This is a genomic window from Daejeonella sp. (genome assembly GCF_044232565.1).
Taxonomy (GTDB): domain Bacteria; phylum Bacteroidota; class Bacteroidia; order Sphingobacteriales; family Sphingobacteriaceae; genus Daejeonella.
The window spans coordinates 1-18023 of sequence record NZ_JBIILQ010000031.1; the positions used below are offsets into that span (position 1 = coordinate 1).

17 protein-coding genes and 1 tRNA gene are annotated in these 18023 nt (G+C 38.4%); 6 read left to right on the forward strand and 12 right to left on the reverse strand.

The features are described from left to right. Positions 1-213: 213 nt before the first annotated feature. Positions 214-1317 carry a chorismate synthase gene (gene aroC / locus ACILQF_RS03225; RefSeq protein WP_395625978.1) on the reverse strand — a complete coding sequence of 368 codons (1104 nt, stop codon included), beginning with the start codon at positions 1315-1317 and terminating at the stop codon, positions 214-216. 132 nt (positions 1318-1449) lie between these two features. Between aroC and ACILQF_RS03230 the strand changes: the two genes are divergently transcribed. Next, the gene (locus tag ACILQF_RS03230; RefSeq protein ID WP_395625979.1) at positions 1450-1782 is read left to right on the forward strand and encodes a hypothetical protein; all 333 of its coding nucleotides are present in this window, start codon (positions 1450-1452) and stop codon (positions 1780-1782) included. Here ACILQF_RS03230 and aroA read toward each other — a convergent pair. From aroA to ACILQF_RS03255, 5 genes are all read right to left on the reverse strand, one after another. Next, on the reverse strand, positions 1779-3020 hold the full coding sequence (gene aroA / locus ACILQF_RS03235) for a 3-phosphoshikimate 1-carboxyvinyltransferase (RefSeq protein WP_395625980.1): 1242 nt from the start codon (positions 3018-3020) through the stop codon (positions 1779-1781). The two genes, ACILQF_RS03230 and aroA, sit on opposite strands and share 4 nt — an antisense overlap. 5 nt (positions 3021-3025) lie before the next feature. After that, positions 3026-4126: a chorismate mutase gene (locus tag ACILQF_RS03240; protein WP_395625981.1), complete on the reverse strand. Its 1101-nt coding sequence runs from the start codon at positions 4124-4126 to the stop codon at positions 3026-3028. 66 nt (positions 4127-4192) lie between these two features. Further along, positions 4193-5020: a prephenate dehydratase gene (locus tag ACILQF_RS03245; protein WP_395625982.1), complete on the reverse strand. Its 828-nt coding sequence runs from the start codon at positions 5018-5020 to the stop codon at positions 4193-4195. 182 nt (positions 5021-5202) lie between these two features. Then, positions 5203-6264 (reverse strand): 3-dehydroquinate synthase, encoded by a 1062-nt coding sequence (aroB, locus tag ACILQF_RS03250; RefSeq protein ID WP_395625983.1) that lies wholly within the window; start codon positions 6262-6264, stop codon positions 5203-5205. Continuing rightward, positions 6261-6467, reverse strand: coding sequence for an RNA-binding S4 domain-containing protein (locus ACILQF_RS03255; RefSeq protein ID WP_395625984.1), 207 nt, complete (start codon positions 6465-6467; stop codon positions 6261-6263). Before ACILQF_RS03255 ends, aroB begins: the two co-directional genes overlap by 4 nt. Positions 6468-6528: 61 nt before the next feature. Between ACILQF_RS03255 and ACILQF_RS03260 the strand changes: the two genes are divergently transcribed. Next, positions 6529-7722 carry a proline dehydrogenase family protein gene (locus ACILQF_RS03260; protein WP_395625985.1) on the forward strand — a complete coding sequence of 398 codons (1194 nt, stop codon included), beginning with the start codon at positions 6529-6531 and terminating at the stop codon, positions 7720-7722. An 11-nt stretch (positions 7723-7733) separates the two neighbouring features. Here the strand turns inward: ACILQF_RS03260 and ACILQF_RS03265 are convergent, their stop codons facing one another. Together ACILQF_RS03265 and ACILQF_RS03270 are read right to left on the reverse strand one after the other, a co-directional pair. Next, positions 7734-8042 carry an Mpo1-like protein gene (locus ACILQF_RS03265; protein WP_395625986.1) on the reverse strand — a complete coding sequence of 103 codons (309 nt, stop codon included), beginning with the start codon at positions 8040-8042 and terminating at the stop codon, positions 7734-7736. 10 nt (positions 8043-8052) lie between these two features. Continuing rightward, positions 8053-8691, reverse strand: coding sequence for an HAD family hydrolase (locus tag ACILQF_RS03270; RefSeq protein ID WP_395625987.1), 639 nt, complete (start codon positions 8689-8691; stop codon positions 8053-8055). Positions 8692-8993: 302 nt separating this feature from the next. Here ACILQF_RS03270 and ACILQF_RS03275 point away from each other — a divergent pair. Both ACILQF_RS03275 and topB read left to right on the forward strand, forming a co-directional pair. After that, positions 8994-9067, forward strand: a tRNA-Ile gene (locus ACILQF_RS03275). Between the two features lie 375 nt (positions 9068-9442). Next, entirely contained in the window at positions 9443-11284 is a 1842-nt protein-coding gene (gene topB / locus ACILQF_RS03280) for a DNA topoisomerase III (protein WP_395625988.1), read from the forward strand. A gap of 103 nt (positions 11285-11387) precedes the next feature. Here topB and ACILQF_RS03285 read toward each other — a convergent pair whose 3' ends face one another. Beyond that, positions 11388-13739 (reverse strand): DUF4838 domain-containing protein, encoded by a 2352-nt coding sequence (locus ACILQF_RS03285; protein WP_395625989.1) that lies wholly within the window; start codon positions 13737-13739, stop codon positions 11388-11390. Positions 13740-13861: 122 nt separating this feature from the next. Continuing rightward, complete coding sequence (locus ACILQF_RS03290) at positions 13862-14425, reverse strand: hypothetical protein (protein ID WP_395625990.1); 564 nt, start codon at positions 14423-14425, stop codon at positions 13862-13864. A gap of 497 nt (positions 14426-14922) precedes the next feature. Here ACILQF_RS03290 and ACILQF_RS03295 point away from each other — a divergent pair, with 497 nt between their 5' ends. Together ACILQF_RS03295 and ACILQF_RS03300 are read left to right on the forward strand one after the other, a co-directional pair. Further along, positions 14923-15573: a dienelactone hydrolase family protein gene (locus ACILQF_RS03295; RefSeq protein WP_395625991.1), complete on the forward strand. Its 651-nt coding sequence runs from the start codon at positions 14923-14925 to the stop codon at positions 15571-15573. 21 nt (positions 15574-15594) lie between these two features. Continuing rightward, complete coding sequence (locus ACILQF_RS03300; protein WP_395625992.1) at positions 15595-16227, forward strand: phosphoribosyltransferase; 633 nt, start codon at positions 15595-15597, stop codon at positions 16225-16227. Positions 16228-16276: 49 nt separating this feature from the next. On the opposite strand, the gene ACILQF_RS03305 is transcribed toward ACILQF_RS03300, so the two are convergent. After that, entirely contained in the window at positions 16277-17194 is a 918-nt protein-coding gene (locus tag ACILQF_RS03305; RefSeq protein WP_395625993.1) for a hydroxypyruvate isomerase family protein, read from the reverse strand. 27 nt (positions 17195-17221) lie between these two features. Further along, on the reverse strand, positions 17222-18023 hold an 802-nt coding region (locus ACILQF_RS03310), incomplete at its 5' end, for a Gfo/Idh/MocA family protein (RefSeq protein ID WP_395625994.1).

Below are 18023 nucleotides of genomic sequence, written 5' to 3' on the forward strand. Positions count from 1 at the left end.
GGGTAGTTCGATGCAGCTAGTATCGGGCAAGATATATGTAGCAGATGTCCTCTGGTCGGTGTTGTCACCGTACCAGCCTCATTCCTACCAGTCACCCTAGCAGCCTATCCCTAGTCTACCGGCTTTTGGAAGGCGATATCATAGAGGTACGGTGAAAACACCGACCACAGGGGAGTGGTACGGTGACAACACCGACCACAGGGGGTATACACCCTAAAGCTTAATCACCTTGTCCCTAAGCAAATGATCTGCCAATACTAAAGCAGCCATCGCTTCAACAATCGCTACGGCTCGCGGAACAACACATGGATCATGGCGGCCCTTGCCTTGCACATTGGAGCTGTTGCCAGCTGAATCAAGGCTCTGCTGACTTTGCATGATGGTGGCTACTGGTTTAAATGCCACTCTAAAGGTAATATCCATACCATTTGAAATCCCACCCTGAATCCCACCCGAAAAATTTGTTACTGTTTTGAAGTTTTGAGCTTGTTCACCCTCTGCTGGTGGAATAAAAAGATCATTATGCTCAGATCCTCGCATCTCCGATCCGTCAAAACCCGATCCATAATCAAAACCATGAACCGCATTGATGCTTAACATGGCTTTACCTAATTCAGCATGCAGTTTGTCAAAAACAGGTTCACCTAAGCCTACGGGACAATTTTTCACTATACATGATATTTTTCCCCCAATCGTATCTCCTTCCAACCTGATGCTATCAATTAGTGCTATCATTTGATTGGCTGTTGCCGGATCTGCACACCGAACAATATTACGCTCGCGAATTGCAAGCAGCTCTGAAATTGAAATTTGTGCCAATTGTGGCGCATTGATTGTCCCAACAGCAGAAACATGCCCGAAAATTTCTATCCCATGATGTGCCAATAATAGTTTAGCTATCGCACCAGCAGCCACTCTTGCCGCTGTTTCTCGAGCAGAGGATCTTCCTCCTCCACGATGGTCGCGGTGGCCGTATTTAGCATCGTAGGTATAGTCAGCATGTGAAGGCCGGTAGGCATCTTTGATATGAGCATAGTCCTTTGAACGTTGATCTTCATTCGGAATAATCATAGCTATTGGAGTTCCAGTTGTTTTTCCTTCAAAAACACCAGAAAGAATTTGAACGGTATCACTTTCCTTTCTTTGGGTGGTAATTTTGGACTGGCCAGGCTTACGTTTATCAAGCTCTGCTTGGATGAAATCTAGGTCAATATTCAAATTTGAGGGACAACCATCAATGATTACACCAATTGCAGTGCCATGTGATTCTCCAAATGTTGTGATGCGGAAATTTTGTCCAAATGAATTGCCTGCCATGGTTTAGTTAGTTAGGTGGTTAGTTGGTTAGTTGGTTAGGTGGTTAGGTGGTTAGTTGGTTAGTTTCCTAATATTGATTTTTTGTTTTGGATCAAAGAACAAGGAACAAAGAGCAATGACGATTTTAGTTTAATGTTCATAATAACCTTTTTTTTAAAAATTATCAGCTCAAATGTCGTTCATGTGTTAGTCATTTCCTATAGTTGGCCTCTTCCTGTTAATATACAACAGATAAAAGCCAATAAACAAAGAAATCAAACATCCAAATCAGACTTCAGACATCAGACTTCATACATCAGACATCATACTTCAGACATCATACTTCATACATCATACTTCATACATCATACTTCATACATCATACTTCATACATCATACTTCATACATCATACTTCAGACTTCAGACATCATACTTCATACAAACCTTCCTCAGATGTCGCCAGCCTGACAACGGCCAACCGCTAACTGACAACTCCCAATCCCGCTATCTCAAGATGTTTCCAAAAATCTGGATATGATTTTTCAACCACCAAATGATCTTCAATTTCCAATTCTGGTAATACCAATGCTAAAGGCGCAAATGCCATAGCCATGCGATGATCATCGTAAGTATTCACGAAAATTTTCTTGCTTAGATCTAGTCCCGAGCAATCTAATTTATAGCTTTGGTTTTTCTCGATCAATTTTACTCCAATTTTGGTAAGTTCTTTCTGCAAGGCATTTACGCGGTCGGTTTCTTTTATCTTTAGTGTCTCCAATCCGGTAAATAAAGCATTATGTTTCAGTGCTGCGCAACATACAATAACGGTTTGCGCCAAATCTGGGCATTCCTTGAAATCGAAAATTTTACGCTCCAGCTTTTTTGTTTCTTTTAGCAAATACACTCCACCATCCTTAAATTGTGAGGTAATGCCGAAGTTAGCCATGATTTCCGTGATTTTGCTATCTCCCTGAAGGCTGTAACCATTTAATCCTGGAAGGAAGATTTGTGCTTCTTCAGATAGGGCTGCAATGGCATACCAGTAGGATGCGGCACTCCAATCGGGTTCTATACTAATTTCTGTCTTTCTGAATCCTTGATTTTCTACAATAATTTCATTATCAGTCCATTGATGCCTAATTCCGGCCTGCTCCATCATTGCTAAAGTCATTTCAACATAAGGCCTTGATGTGAGTTCGCCTTCGATAATGAGTTTTAATCCCTGTTCTAATTTGGGCGCAATTAGCAATAGCGCTGAAATATACTGGCTGCTTATATTGCCTTTAATTTTTACTTCATTAGTTTTCTGTTTCAGTGGGCCGCTAATTAGTAGAGGAGGAAAGCCTTCATTTCCAGCATATTGAATATTCGCACCCAAACTTTTCAGTGCATCTACTAAAATCGCAATAGGGCGTTGTTTCATGCGCTCAGAACCTGTAAGGGTAATTTGGCCTGCCTGAAGCGAGTAAAAAGCTGTTAGGAAGCGCATGGCAGTCCCCGCCGGACCAATATCAACGGTATCTATCTGATTATTAGTTTTTTGTAGAATATTCTTCAGTGTTACTGTATCTGCAGCTTCAGAAATATTCAAAACCTGAACTTCACCTTCACTCAATGCTTCCATGATTAAAGCACGATTACTCTCGCTCTTCGAACCTGTAAGCTTGATGGTGCAATCCAATATTTTTTGCTTGGATGAAATTAGTATGCTTTTAGAACTCATTTTAATTAAGCACCTTTTTTATCATTCATAATCTCGGTTTGCTTACGGATAGATTCGCTATGAATTAATTCTAACAATTTCCCAGTAAAGTTTAGATCAAGTTTTAATGCGCTGGCAAAGCTACTGCGTTTATTCATAATTTGATCCCAACGGTTTACTTGAAGGATGGTAACTCCATTATCGCGTTTGTACTCACCAATTTTTTGTACAATCTGCATTCTTTCAGCTATTTTTTGGATGATTTGATCATCGATTTTATCGATATTTTCACGAAGGTCAGCCAGTTTATCTATGAAATCTTTATCCTTTATTTCCGGTTTACGTAGCGTTAAAAGATCCATTAATTCGGATAGTGCTGCCGGTGTTACTTGTTGTTTTGCATCTGTCCAAGCCACCGAAGGATCCAAGTGTGACTCTATCATCAAGCCCTGCATATCTAAATCTAGTGCTTTTTGTGCCACATATTGAATTAATTCACGATTTCCGCAAATATGACTTGGGTCATTAATTATAGGAAGTTCGGGAGCTAAAGTTTTAAGTTGTATTGCCAATTCCCACATAGGTTCATTTCTAAAAGCTGTTTTTTCGAAAGATGAAAAACCTCTGTGAATGGCACCTAATTTAGTAATTCCTGCATTATTGATGCGTTCTAATGCACCAATCCACAATTGAATATCAGGATTTACCGGATTTTTTACCAAAACTGGAATGTCAACACCTTTCAAAGCATCGGCAATTTCTTGCACAGTGAATGGATTTACTGTGGAGCGTGCACCCACCCAAAGAATGTCAACTCCGGCTGCCAAAGCTTCTTCCACATGTTTTGCATTAGCAACTTCAACTGCTGTAGGTAAACCAGTTTCCTCTTTCGCTCTTTTCAACCAGGTTAATCCGATGCTACCAATGCCTTCAAACTCACCGGGACGGGTACGTGGCTTCCAAATTCCAGCTCTCAATACTGATACTTTTCCTGTTTTGGCCAATAAATGAGCTGTAGCTAATAATTGATCTTCTGTTTCTGCACTACATGGTCCCGAAATCAATAAAGGCTCATTTTTTGTGTCTAACCAAGTGTTTAATGGTTGTAATTTTAAGTTTAATTTCATTTTGATAATTTAATTTCCCGTTCCAATTCCAGGATTTGAATTTTTTTATTTATTTAATTTTAATGGTTAGACTTTGTCATTTTTCAGATATTCTCCCATAATCGTGAAGTTGATCGTATGCTTCAAAACTTTACGGATGGCGAGGTCATAATCTAATTGGTTTTTCCATTCGATATCAACATAAAAATTGTATTCGTTACGTTTGCCTAAAACGGGCATCGACTGGATTTTACTGAGGTTAATTTTGTGTTCAGAGAAAATATTTAGCACTTCTGCCAGTGAACCTACCGAATTTCCCACCTGAAAACTGAGTGATCCTTTATTTGCTTCAGAACTTTCAATGGGCTTATCCGCTAAGATAAGGAAGCGTGTAAAGTTTTTCTTGTTCGACTCAATTCTGCGTTCCATAACTTGTAAATCATATAGTTTTGCTGCTAGTAGATTGGCAATCGCTACGGTATCAGTTAAGTTTTCCTCTCTTATTTTCTTGGCGCAAGCGGCTGTATCGCTACTTTCTATGACTTGTAAATGAGGGAATTCATCAAAAAAATCACTGCATTGGCGAATGGCAATGGGGTGCGATTGAACATATTTGACCTCCTTAAATTTTACTCCCGGCAGGGCTAGCAAATGCAGTTGTATGGCTAAATAAACTTCACCTACAATGGTAAAATTGTATTCCCTCAATAAGGTATAATTTGGCAATAAACTTCCAGCAATTGAATTTTCAATGGCCATGACTACGAAATCTGATTTTTTATTCTTCAAAACCTCACAGGTTTGTTTAAAAGAATCGCATTCTATGGTTTCGATATCTGTGCCGAAGAATTTGAACGCCGCTTCTTCGTGAAATGAAGCACGTATACCTTGAATTGCTACTCGCTTTTTTTGCATTTTGTCTTTAAATAAAAAAGTCCCTGCGGTTGGGCAGGGACTTTTTGCTAATTTCTATATTAAGATTTATTGCATATTTTCCCCGCTTCTACTGTGATAGTAAAAATACGCGTAGTAATATGTGTTTAATTTTGTCATCCTTGTTTTTTCAAATGTAATACAAAATTTAATTCTGTCAAAATTTAATTTTTAAAATTTGAATAAAATTCCAAGCTTCCTAAAATTTCCTCTTCCGTGCAGTAAATGTCATAATCGCAAGCACCAATTTTACTTAGCAGTGAAAAGCTGATTTTGTCTGATATATTCTTTTTATCATTTTTCATTAGCTCGATAAGATTTTTGTAACTTGATTTAGCCACTTTGTACGCTGGATAAACTGATTTTATAGTGTCAACTATCTCACGTAATTCTTCCTTTGTCAATTTATTCTTCTTCGCCGATAGGTAGGCTTCGCAGATAAATCCTATTGCGATGGCTTCTCCATGTAAAAGTGGTTTTTTATCATGCTGAAGTGAATAACTTTCTACCGCATGGCCAATGGTATGCCCAAAATTTAAAATTTTCCGTAGTCCCTTTTCAAATGGATCGGCTTTTACTACTTCGTTTTTGATCTCCACGGAGCGGTAAATAAGTTCGGGATTAATTTCAGCGGGTTTAATCGACTTTAATTTCTCAAACAAATTGGCATCGTAAATCAAACCATGCTTTATCACCTCTGCATATCCTGAACGTAATTCTCTTTGATCTAGGCTGCTTAAAAAGGCATTATGGATAAAAACTGCTTTGGGTTGTGTAAAGGTGCCGATGATATTTTTGACATTGTCCATGTCAATTCCTGTTTTTCCGCCAATTGAAGCGTCCACCTGAGAAAGGAGGGTAGTTGGTACCTGCACAAAATCAATTCCACGCTTGAATGTGGAAGCAGCAAATCCGCCCATGTCTGTAATTACACCTCCGCCCAAGTTAATTAGAATGCTACTGCGGTCGGCACCAAAGTCGAGTAACATCTTCCAAATACCAATGCAGAAATCAATGTTTTTATTCTCCTCTCCAGGAGTTACCTCTATCAAGTCGAATTCGATATCGCCCAAAGCATCTTGTAAAAGGGGTAAGCAATGAATTTCAGTATTGCTATCCACAAGCACAAAAACTTTGCTGTATTTATTTTTCTCAAGAAAATACCTTAACTCTTGTAGACTATTCTCAAAAAAAACAGAATAATTGATGCTCTCTATTGCTTTCATTTCACTTTAATTACTTGTCCACGGCACTCTACCGTATCACCGGATTTTACTTTTAGGCGTTTGCGGAAATCAATCTCTCCATTATATTTTACGGCACCTTCTGATACCAGCATTTGTGCTTCGCCGCCACTTTGCGCAATGTGTGCGGCTTTGAGCAATTGAATCATGTGGATGAATTCTCCTTCTAATGTAAAATCTAGCATGCAGCAAACTTACAAATTTTAGCTTTCGTATGTAAATGTCTCAATATTTCTAACTTTGTGCATGCAACAAACCGAGTTGAAGAGCAAATTTCTCTCTTTTGATAATACAGAGAACGCTTTCCGTGGGAAAACGGATGCCGAACTAAAGCGTGCCTACTGGCTTTTTAAATTAATAAGTATCAATTTATTGACTAAAATCGGTCCGCCGATAACTAATTTAGCCCTAAAGATTGGTTTACCCATCAAATCTTTAATTAAAGCGACCATTTTCAAGCATTTTTGTGGTGGAGAGAACATTGCTGAGTGTGATGGCACAGTTTTGCAGCTTCATGATGTTAAAGTAGGCTCCATTCTTGATTATTCTGTGGAAGGTGAGGAAGATGAGCCCGTTTTTGACGCAACTTGTATTGAAATCATGAAGACTATCCAACATGCTCAAGGCGATACACGTATTCCTTTAACCGTTTTTAAGGCTACAGGATTAGGTAAATTTGCCTTACTTGAAAAAAATGATACAAAGCAAGCACTTGATGCGGAAGAGCAAGCAGCCTTTGAGCGCTTTAAAAATAGAGTGGATCAAATTTGTAAGCTAGCCCATGAGCTTGATGTAAAAGTGATGATTGATGCCGAAGAAAGCTGGATTCAAGATACCATTGATGAAGTAGCTTTAGAGATGATGCGCAAATACAATCAGAAAAAAGCCATTGTTTATAATACCTATCAGCTTTATAGGCATGATAAATTAGCTTCCCTAAAAGCTGATGCGGAAATTGCTAGTCAAGAGAAATTCTTTTTGGGTGCCAAATTAGTCCGCGGTGCCTATATGGAAAAAGAACGTAAACGTGCCCTGGGCATGAATTACCCTTCTCCAATTCAAGCCGATAAAGAATCTACAGATCGTGATTATAACCATGCGCTGCAATTTTGTATTAGTGAAATTGCCCTGATTTCCTTTGTTGCGGGTACACATAATGAGGAGAGCTGTCGTTTATTAGCTGAACTGCTCGATGAAAAATCTATTCCCCATGATCATGAGCACGTGTATTTTTCGCAACTTTTGGGTATGAGTGATAATTTAAGCTTTAATTTATCTGCTTTTGGCTATAATGTGGCAAAATATGTTCCCTACGGACCTGTAAAAGCGGTGATGCCCTATCTTTTCAGGAGGGCAGAGGAAAATACTTCTGTTGCCGGACAAATGGGTAGGGAACTACGTTTAATAGCACTTGAACTTAAGCGTAGAGGACTGCATTAGTAGCGGTTAAATCAGAATTTTTCTTTTCCGCTAAGGAGATCCCAAAATAAGATAAAATCAGATGCTAGGCTATATGCAGGGTATTTGAAGGTGGCGGGTTTGTTCTTTTCGAAGAAAAAATGCCCTACCCAAGCAAATCCATATCCTACAAAAGGGATGAGTATCAATAGCCTCAAATCATGGAAAAGTAAAGCCGCAGGGATGAGCAGTAGCACCAGCGAAGTGCCAATAAAATGTAAAATTCTGCTTGTTGAATTGCTATGTTCTTGGAGATAAAGGGGGTAAAATTCTTTTAATGAGCTGATTCTTTTGTTTTCCATGGCTTCAATTTTATTTAGTTAAAAGTCCCGAGCCAAATAAATAGCTTTCCAAACTCTCTTCAGGTAAAAGTAAATGAGTGTTTAAACCGAGGTTAGTAGCGGTTTTTAGGTGCTGGGGACTATCATCAATAAATAATGTCTCTTTTGGGTTTAGTTGATGTTTTTGTAAAACAAATTCAAAAATATCGGGGTTAGGTTTACGCATTTTCATGAGATGGGAGTAGTAATCCTTCTCAAAAAAATGGGCGTTAGATTCTAAATTATGTTCCCTTTTTAAATAATCTATAATCCAATTATAATGGATTTCATTGTTATTGCTAAGTAGGAAAGTCCGGTATTTTTTCTTGGCTTTTAGCAGAAGCTCATGATTAGGTTCAGGCACTCCAATTAAAAGCGAATTCCATGCATGGTCAATTTCGGTATCGGTAAGACTTGGAATGCCGGCAACAGCGCGAATTCCATCTCTGAATTGGGCAGGTGAGATTAAACCCTGTTCAAACTGATCGAAAATGGGACTATGGCCCTTGTGTGCAAAAAAAGATTCTACATTTTTGATGCCTAATTCAGAAAAACTCTGTTGTGCTCGATTGAAATCTATCGTGAAAATGACGTTACCGTAGTCGAAGATGATGTTTTTTATAGGATCCATAAGCATTGCAATATATTTAAATTCTGAATTTGTTTGCGCCGTTTTAGCGATTTTTTCTTTTGTTGATAGGATGACAATAAAAGAATTAAGGATTAATTTTTTTTGGGATGCCATTTGGAATAAATACCAGATCTAGGAACAATTGCTTAAATGATTTGTAAATCAGAGTCTTGTTTTTTTTAAATTATTATGCTGTCATTTTTCAAAAAAATCCTCGTTAAATTATTCCCGAATTCCATTTTATATTTTCATTGAATTTGCCTAAGTTTGCATTCTCAAATCGAATTCTTTTGATTTGATGAGCGCCCATAGCTCAGTTGGTTAGAGTAGAAGACTCATAATCTTTTGGTCCCTGGTTCGAGCCCAGGTGGGCGCACAAAAAACAAACCTCAGAGTAATCTGGGGTTTTTGTTTTTTATGCCTTTTGGGCGAGATTTAATACCGGCAAATTCGGGAAGCTTGGGTGGGCGCACAAAAAAGCAAAATAATTTCTTGGTTAAAAAGAATATAATTCTGGCGTCTTTGTGAGAGGTTTTTTCTGCATTATTCTGCACAATCTGCGGGAGAACCTTTTAGTATGTCTTATAGATGCCGCTAGCCTGGCTTCGAGAACCTCAGCCAACGGTCGACTGATAACAGTCAACTGACAATTGACAACCAAATTTTTCAACATACTTGCTCCCCCAAGTCTATTTCCTTACTTTCGGCTTTGATTTGATATTGCCTATCAAAAAAAAATAAGCCCTCAAAAATGAAAGTAATTATTGCCGAAAAGCCTTCTGTTGCCCGAGAGATTGCCAAAGTATTTGGTGCTACAGGTAAGAAGGATGGATATATTGAAGGCAAAGGTTTTACGTTTACCTGGGCTTTCGGGCATTTATTGCAACTGGCACCTCCTCAAGAATATGGTTTTTATGGCTGGAATGTCCATAATTTACCCATGTTGCCTGCTAAGTTTAAGCTATCCATCCGCAAGGTAAAAACAAAGGATGGCTTGGTTGAAGATCCTGGCGTGAGGAAACAGCTAGATATTATTCAGGCTTTATTTGATGAGGCTACAGAAATTATTGTTGCTACGGATGCCGGACGAGAAGGGGAACTCATTTTCCGCTATATTTATTATTATTTGAAGTGCAAAAAGCCTTTCAAGCGCTTGTGGATATCTTCCCAAACGGATGAGGCCATAAAAGAGGGTTTCCGCAATTTAAAGCCAGGCTCTGATTACGATACTTTATTCAATTCGGCACATTGTCGATCACAATCGGATTGGCTCGTAGGAATGAACGCTACGCAGGCGCTCAGTATTTCATCGGGTACACGCTCTGTTTTATCCTTGGGAAGGGTTCAAACGCCTACCTTAGCCATGATTTGCTCACGTTATTTAGAAAATAGAAATTTTGTTCCTCAACTTTTTTATCAAGTTAGTATTCAGGTAGATAAAGAGGGACAGGTTTTTCGTGCGGTATCTAGCGAAAGTTTTAAAACCAAGGAAGAAGCTCAGATTTTGCTCGATCAGGTGAAAGATGTGGCAGCTGGTTTTCCCTTGGGTGCGCATATTCTGTCAGTAGAAGCTAAGCCTCGTAAAGAACCACCTCCATTATTACATGATTTAAGTAGTCTGCAGCAGGAGGCTAATAAAAAACATGGTTTTACTGCCGATCAAACGCTCAACCTCCTCCAAAATTTGTATGAAAGTAAGCTGGTTACCTATCCCCGAACAGGAAGTAGGTACATTGGTGATGATGTTTTTGCTGGAGTTCCTGCCTTGCTTGATAAGTTTAAGGATCATGCGGTCTTTGGAAAGCAAGCAAGCTATTTGATGGGTGTAAAATTAAATAAGCGCAGTGTGAATGTTAAAAAAGTGACCGATCACCATGCTGTATTACCTACTGGGGAGTCGCCCTATAATCTTTCTGATGATAAACAGGCCATTTTCGACCTTGTTTTAGGGCGTATGTTGGAGGCTTTTCATCAGGAATGTATTAAGGAAATTACTAAAATTACGGTTGAGTCGGGAGCTAAATATGTGGCTAGCGGCACTGTCATAAGTTCTGCTGGTTGGCGTGCGGTATTTAATGATCCCGATGAGGAGAAAAAAGAGGAGGAGAATGTCACCCTACCCAAAGTGAAGGAAGGGGAGGATTTGGCAATTGTTGACAAAACTCTTTTGGAAAAACAAACCAAGCCAAAGCCGCTTTACAATGAAGCTAGTTTATTGAAGGCACTTGAGACTGCCGGCAAGGAGATTGATGATGAAGAGCTTCGGTATGCGATGAAGGACAGCGGACTTGGAACTCCAGCTACTCGTGCAGCTATAATTGAGACACTTTTGAAGCGTGATTATATTTCTAGAGAGAAGAAGAATTTAGTCCCAACCCCCACAGGATTAGCCGTTTATGAGGTAGTGAAAGACCATAAAATTGCGCAAGCTGAACTTACAGGTAATTGGGAAAAACGTTTAGAGGAAATCCGATCAGGGGCCTCAGTGAGCGATTTTCAGGAAGAAATTAAGACCTATACGCGTAGCATTACTCAGGAATTACTTAAAGCAGGAGTCGGTTTGAAGCTTAAACCAGTTGAGACTGGAAAATAATTGCTGATTTTGAGTCTATTGGGTCTTTTTATGATGGAATCTAAAAAATGACCAACCAACTCTTTTGAAGCAATCGATCATTTCTTAGATGACTTTCAATTAATTATTTTACCACAATTTGATCGCAGTAAATCGAAAGTTTTTGTCCCGCACGTATATGCCAAGAAGGTGTTTTCAGCAGACTTTCAGCATGTACTTTAATGTAACGTGCTTTGGTGCCAACTTTCATTATCGCCTGAAATGGGAAAATTGAAATTTTTATGATCTCCGGATTTTCATGCGGATTTGGATTATGTGGATTGATGATTGTTTGAACATCCGTATAATTTTCGCCATCTGAAGAAATGGAATAACTCAGTTCTTTTGGTAGAGCAAATAAATGCCAATCGGGTTGAGCTTGCGGGTTAAGGAAATCCATATTTACCGATTTTATTGGCATAATGGCTCCTAAATCTAACACAAAATCCATGTGCTCTCCAGTATAATAAACCCAATTTTTATCGGCTTCTTGCCAGGATTCATAAGAGCCAAATATGCCGTCGGTAAGACTTTCTAGTCCTTTAGATTTAGGGTTAGGATTGCTAATTGGAATAATCTTTTTACGGAATGATTTTACCGTTGGCATCGCTTCCATATTATTGAAAATACGAAGATAAGATGCCCTGAAATGCTCTGGTGTGCCTGCTCTTTCTCTGATGAGCTTCACCTGACTAATCTTGCATCCATCAGCAAATCGGTTCACTAGGGCCTTCATTTCGGGCTTAGGGAGAACATAGCCTGTGCTTGCTTTCTTGAACATAGCTCTATTGGTGTCCATTTCGGTACGTCCGATTTGAATTTCGGCATACTGTATAGGAAGTCGCGCAGTTTTAACGCGTTGTAATAGTTTAGCATTGCTTGCAACTGATTTTTCTGCTTGGTCAAAAAGCTGCTTGTATTGCAGCATCATTTCTTCAGATAAATAGGCATTTTTTGCATGGATAGGATCACCGAAAATGCTCAAAACCATGCCGCTGCTAAGCAGGGATTCATTCATTTTTTCGATATATTGTGCAATAAATGGTGCAGCAAGGCCAAAATAACCAGTTAGAAATTCATTTATAATGGCTTTATCATCTGCATCTGGGTTCCACATTAATTTACTAATCAAATAGGAACGGAGCAAGGCCATTTCGCCAGCAATTTCATTATTTGCCTGCATGAATAAACCTCGAACTTGATTATCTGTATAGAATTTAATATTCGGTTTAATCGTATACAGATTCGGGAAAGGGGAGATGTAATTGGTGAACTGAACATTATAATCCCAAATTAAAATATCATTTGATAATGCTCCCCAGTCGCGTAAATCATTTGAAAATGCAGGATCAGTGACATAAACGGGCGCCTGGCGAGAACTCTCAATATTACAGAGCATAATATTTACGTTCGACTCAATTTCAATGTTTTTAGGGGCTTTTCTAGTGTACCAATAGGCCAGTGTAGAGATGATTTTATTTGGGAATTCTTTGGCTACTTGGTTCACGAAGTAAACAATGGAGCCACTCGGTACATTTCCATATTTTTCATTCAGTGCTTTACATCCTTCACATTGGCAGTATCTATCGTTATCATCCTGACTAACAGACCAGTAGGTGGCACTAGGTTTTTCGTCAATTTTTGTTTTTAAGCTTTCAATAAGGACTTTTAAAACCTCCGGATTTGACAAACAAAGTTGTGTTCCAGGATGACGTTTTCCATCAATGAAGGAATAATATTCCGGATTGCTTTTGGCAAATTTTTGTTGTGGAACTAGCGTATTGAAGGTATGCACAAATAGTCCCCAATCAGCCCTCGACGAAAGTTTATGCCAATCAGAATACTCCTGATCTGCCATATCACTATAGGAAGTGGTTCGATATTTTATGAGTGGCTCGTAGTTTTTCTCATTTTTTGGGAACTCAACTGATTTAGCCTCCGGATTACTTGCATCTTCGGCGGCATATTTTCGGAAACCAAGTTCTTCAAGTAAATTATAAATACCGAAAATTAAACCCTTTTTTGCTCCTCCAGCAATAATTATATGCTCTTCTACTCCCTTTTGTATAAATCCGGCTTCAGGAAGCTGATTGAAATTTATTCCATTGCTTTTAGCAAATTCAGTTTCGCCAAGGTAAATGCCATACTTAACAATTGTTTTTCCCTCTTCAGCTATAGGAATGGTTTTAAGAGCAAATTTTGACAAGTATTTTTGAAGCTGCTGCGCTGCTTGTTTTTCAGTAGCGCTTACAAGTGAGGGCACTATAATCTGATAATCTAGGATGTTTCCACTTGCTAAACCAGCACTTAATAAACTATTTCTGAGCTTTGAGCTGACTATTCCGGGTAAAAAAGTTAATCCTGCAGCTACAATTCCAGTATTTTTTATGAAGTTAAGTCGGGAGACATTCCTTTTACTATGAGTGCTATTTTCCATTTTTAAATATTGTCTAAAAAATTAATTTAAGGTAATATTTTTTGTTTGTTTAGGCATTTTAAAAATAAAAAATTATAGGTTTTGGTATCCGACGATTTCTCTAAACTATAAGAAATTCTGTGTTAAAATTTTTCTATAGATGTAATTTTAGCTTCAAATTCAGGATTGTCGAGCACATTTTTGGAGAATTTATAATGGCTATAGCTATCGATATCAATAAAGCCCTTTTTTTGCACAAACTGTCCATCGATTTTAAGATAGTCATTGATTTTTAGCGATTTCACAATCTCAATTATGGCTTTATCTGATGCTGGAATAATTGTTTTTAAAATAATTGATTGATTTATTGTCCCCGAACTTGTGTCGTAGGGGTCAAAAGCTAGTCCAGTTTTTAGTAGAATTGAACCTTTGTAAGGATAATCTTCAGTCTTTTCAATAACCTTTACCTGCCATGATTTTATTACCAACTTAAGTGTATCTCTGATGTAAGATTTTACGGCTGGGACACTATTTTCCATGAGCGTATTTCTATGCGTTTTATTTTCTGATGATACATTAATGGTATCTCTTAGCGCTTTAACGTATGAAATAAAATTAATTTGTTTATCTGTTCTTTTATCTATGAATGTGGAATTATTGCATGAGGTGAAAGTGATAATCGATAGAATTATAAAAAATGTTTTCATAATATGATATTAAAAAAGGATTGAACATTGTATGGTTTTTGGCAAATTCATGCAATATCAATTTTTAATTCTAATATATGAATTCGTTTTTAAAGGCTTTGGTAATTAAGGGCCTTCGCCTGGTATGGCTTCTTCATTAGGAGGCGGTTCGTACGGATCTTCGAATGCAATTATTTCAGAATCTAAATTTGATAAATCTTCCGTATTCTCCATGTCTTGTAAAGGAGGTATGATGACATTTTGCCTTTTTTTGCTTTGATTATGCATTGTGAGTTCTTTTACTGCCTAGAATAAGCTTCTAACTCAAACAGAATGATTGATTATAATCAAGTTGAACACTGATATTGATCAGTAATTGAACATTGAATACCAATTAGTTTTGAGGGGTACAAGGCCTAAAATGCCTCGAAATAATTAAGGTTTTTTTCAGTTCAAAACCGAATAAAGCCCAAAAAATGTTTGTAATTGTTAGAATGTTTTATTAAATATTATTTTTTATGGAAATGCGATATAATAATGAAGTAAGCATACCGGTTGGCGAAATTCGGCTGAAAGGTATTTTGAGCATCCCTGAAGATTGTTTAGGGATTGTTGTGTTTTCTCATGGAAGTGGCAGCAGTAGGTTAAGTAAACGTAACCAATATGTGGCTGAAATGCTTCAGAAAAAGGGTTTTGGGACTTTGCTTTTTGACTTATTGACTCCAGAGGAGGATTTATACTATCTTAATCGTTTTGAAATTGAAATGCTTCATGAACGGTTAATTGCTGCAACCAAGTGGCTACAAAAACATCCATCAGCCAGAGATTTGGGCATCGCTTATTTTGGAGCAAGTACTGGTGCGGCATCAGCTTTAATGGCCGCTGCTAAATTGCCCGAAGTTTTTGCAGTGGTAAGCAGAGGAGGTAGACCAGATTTGGCAATTGATGTAATGCCAGACATTAAGGTGGCATGTTTGTTTATTGTGGGAAGTTTAGATACTGAGGTGTTAAGTCTCAATCAAAAGGCTTTTGAAAAGCTAAATGGCGAAAAACATCTTGAAGTAGTGCAAGGTGCTAGTCACTTGTTTGAAGAGGAGGGGAAACTGCAGCAGGTTGCCGAATTAGCTTCATCTTGGTTTAAAAGCCATCTCCCTGTTTTAACGGTTTGATTTTTATAAAACATTTTCATCATGTTTAAGGATAGAATAGAGGCTGGAAGCTTACTTGCAGCTCAGCTCAGCGCTTATAAATCAGATCAAGGGGTAGTGCTTGCTATTCCGAAAGGTGGGGTGCCGCTAGCCTATGTTGTGGCTAAGGAGCTGGGTTTTTCTATGGAGCTTGTCTTTACGAAGAAGATTGGGCATCCTAATAATAAAGAATATGCCATTGGTGCGGCAAGTCTGAGTGACTATTTTGTTATTCCGCACTATGATGTTTCGGAAGAATATATTCAGGATGAATTAAAGGTGGTTCGGCAAAAGTTGCAGCGTATGCAGGATAAATTTATGGCTGACCATAAACCCGAAAACCTCAATGGGAAGACGGTAATTATTGTGGATGATGGAATGGCGACTGGAAATACAGTTTTAAGTACCATTAGTCTGATTAAAAAAAGCAAACCCGCTAAAATTATTGTGGCTGTTCCTGTGGCTTCACGAAGTGCGGTACAATTGGTATCCAAAGAAGCTGATGAGGTGATTGTGCTAAAAACACCACCTGATTTTAGTGGTGTTGGGGTATATTATGAAAATTTTAATGATGTAAGCGAGCAGGAAGTGCTACTTTATTTGGAAAAATTTCGAGAGCTTAAAATGCTACATTAATTTAAATCAGGAGCAATAGATAGTATTACTCCTGATTTAATTGGAGGTTTTATTTGAAATTATCTACTTCTCTGTAGGCTTTAATCAGTGCTAATTCACCTTCCTTCCCCGGAAGGGAATTACCGTGCTCCATGCCTAAAACACCTTTATAACTTTTGCTATCGATGTATTTAAATACGTTTCGATAATTGATTTCGCCGGTTGTAGGCTCTCTTCTTCCTGGATTATCACCAATTTGAATATAGGCTATTTCATCCCAGCATTTTTCCATGGTTGGAATTAGATTACCTTCATTTTTCTGCATGTGGTAAATATCGTAGAGTATTTTACATGAGGGACTCTTCACAGCCTTACAAATCAAATGTGTTTGATCCGTATTGCGAAGGAATAGGTTTGGTGTATCGCTGAGCGGTTCGAGTACCATGATTATTCCATGAGGTTCCAAGATTTCTGCACCTCGCCTTAGGGCTTCAATTACATTACCTGTTTGAATGCCGATAGGAAGATTTCTTTCAAAATCACCAGGGACTACCGTAACCCATTTTGCATTTACGCGTTTTGCAACGTCAACAGCTTGTCGGCAGCCCTTCAAGAAAATATCAATAAATTCTGGTTTGCCTGCTGCCAAAGTATTGGCCCCATTTCCACCCTTATCCACTACAAAAACGCCCATAGTCATACCTAGTTTAGCTAGGGTATTTCCAATTTCTTCCTGCATTGCAATTGGGCGACCCATCATGCCATTATCTTCAATACTTCTAAAGCCCTGATCATGCATAAACTTAATCTGGTCAATAAAATTATTTCCAGCATGTGCTGCAAACATTCCTGCATGTGGGGCATAGTCTAAATTGAAGGTCCTTTCAGCTTTTGCTGATCCTTTAGAACTAGAGGCATGCGCTGTACTTCCCCCAGCGAGGGAAAGTCCTAAAATAGCAGAGCTTTTGATGAATTCACTTCGATTCATAGTATTTATTTAAATGTTTTTTGAAGCCTAAATTACTTTGGTAATCCCAGGAATGGCATAAGGATAGTTACCTGTGGCATCTGGCAATACTTTTGGCATCGCATCCCATGCTAAACGTTCTGGCATAAGGTTGATTTGTGAGTTTAAGGCATCATCCCATTTAATTAAATCACCAGAATAAGTTGCATAACGTCCCATAATGGCCGTCATGGTGCTTTTAGCAGCATTTTCTGCATCGGCAAACTTATATTCATTGGCAGAGATTGCTGCAAATAACTCATCATGTTCTGTTTGATAGGGGTTTGCATCATTTTTTCCGTTGTAATCAACGAGAACATTACCTTTATGATCCCAGATTTTACCTCTATTATTCGAATCAAAATAAACTTTCCCTTTGGTTCCTTGGAAGGTCTCGTCCACTCTATTTCCACCACCAGTAAAGTGTCGGCACTGACTTGAAATTACTGATCCATCGTCGTAAACGAATTCCACCGAGTGATTATCATAGATCTCACCATAATCTTTTCCAGTACGTAAAAAACGCCCCCCAGCACCATAGGCTGAAACAGGGTATTTATTTTTTGCCCAATTGGCTACATCGATGTTGTGAACATGTTGCTCCACGATATGATCGCCACAGAGCCAGTTGAAATAGTACCAATTTCTCATTTGGTATTCCATTTCAGTCTCCTTTGGCTTTCGTGGATTTACCCAAACACCTCCTGAATTCCAATATACTTGTCCCGCAATCACATCCCCAATCTCGCCTTGGTGAACACGGTCCATTAATTCTCTATAATTTTTTTGATAGTGACGCTGAAGTCCCACA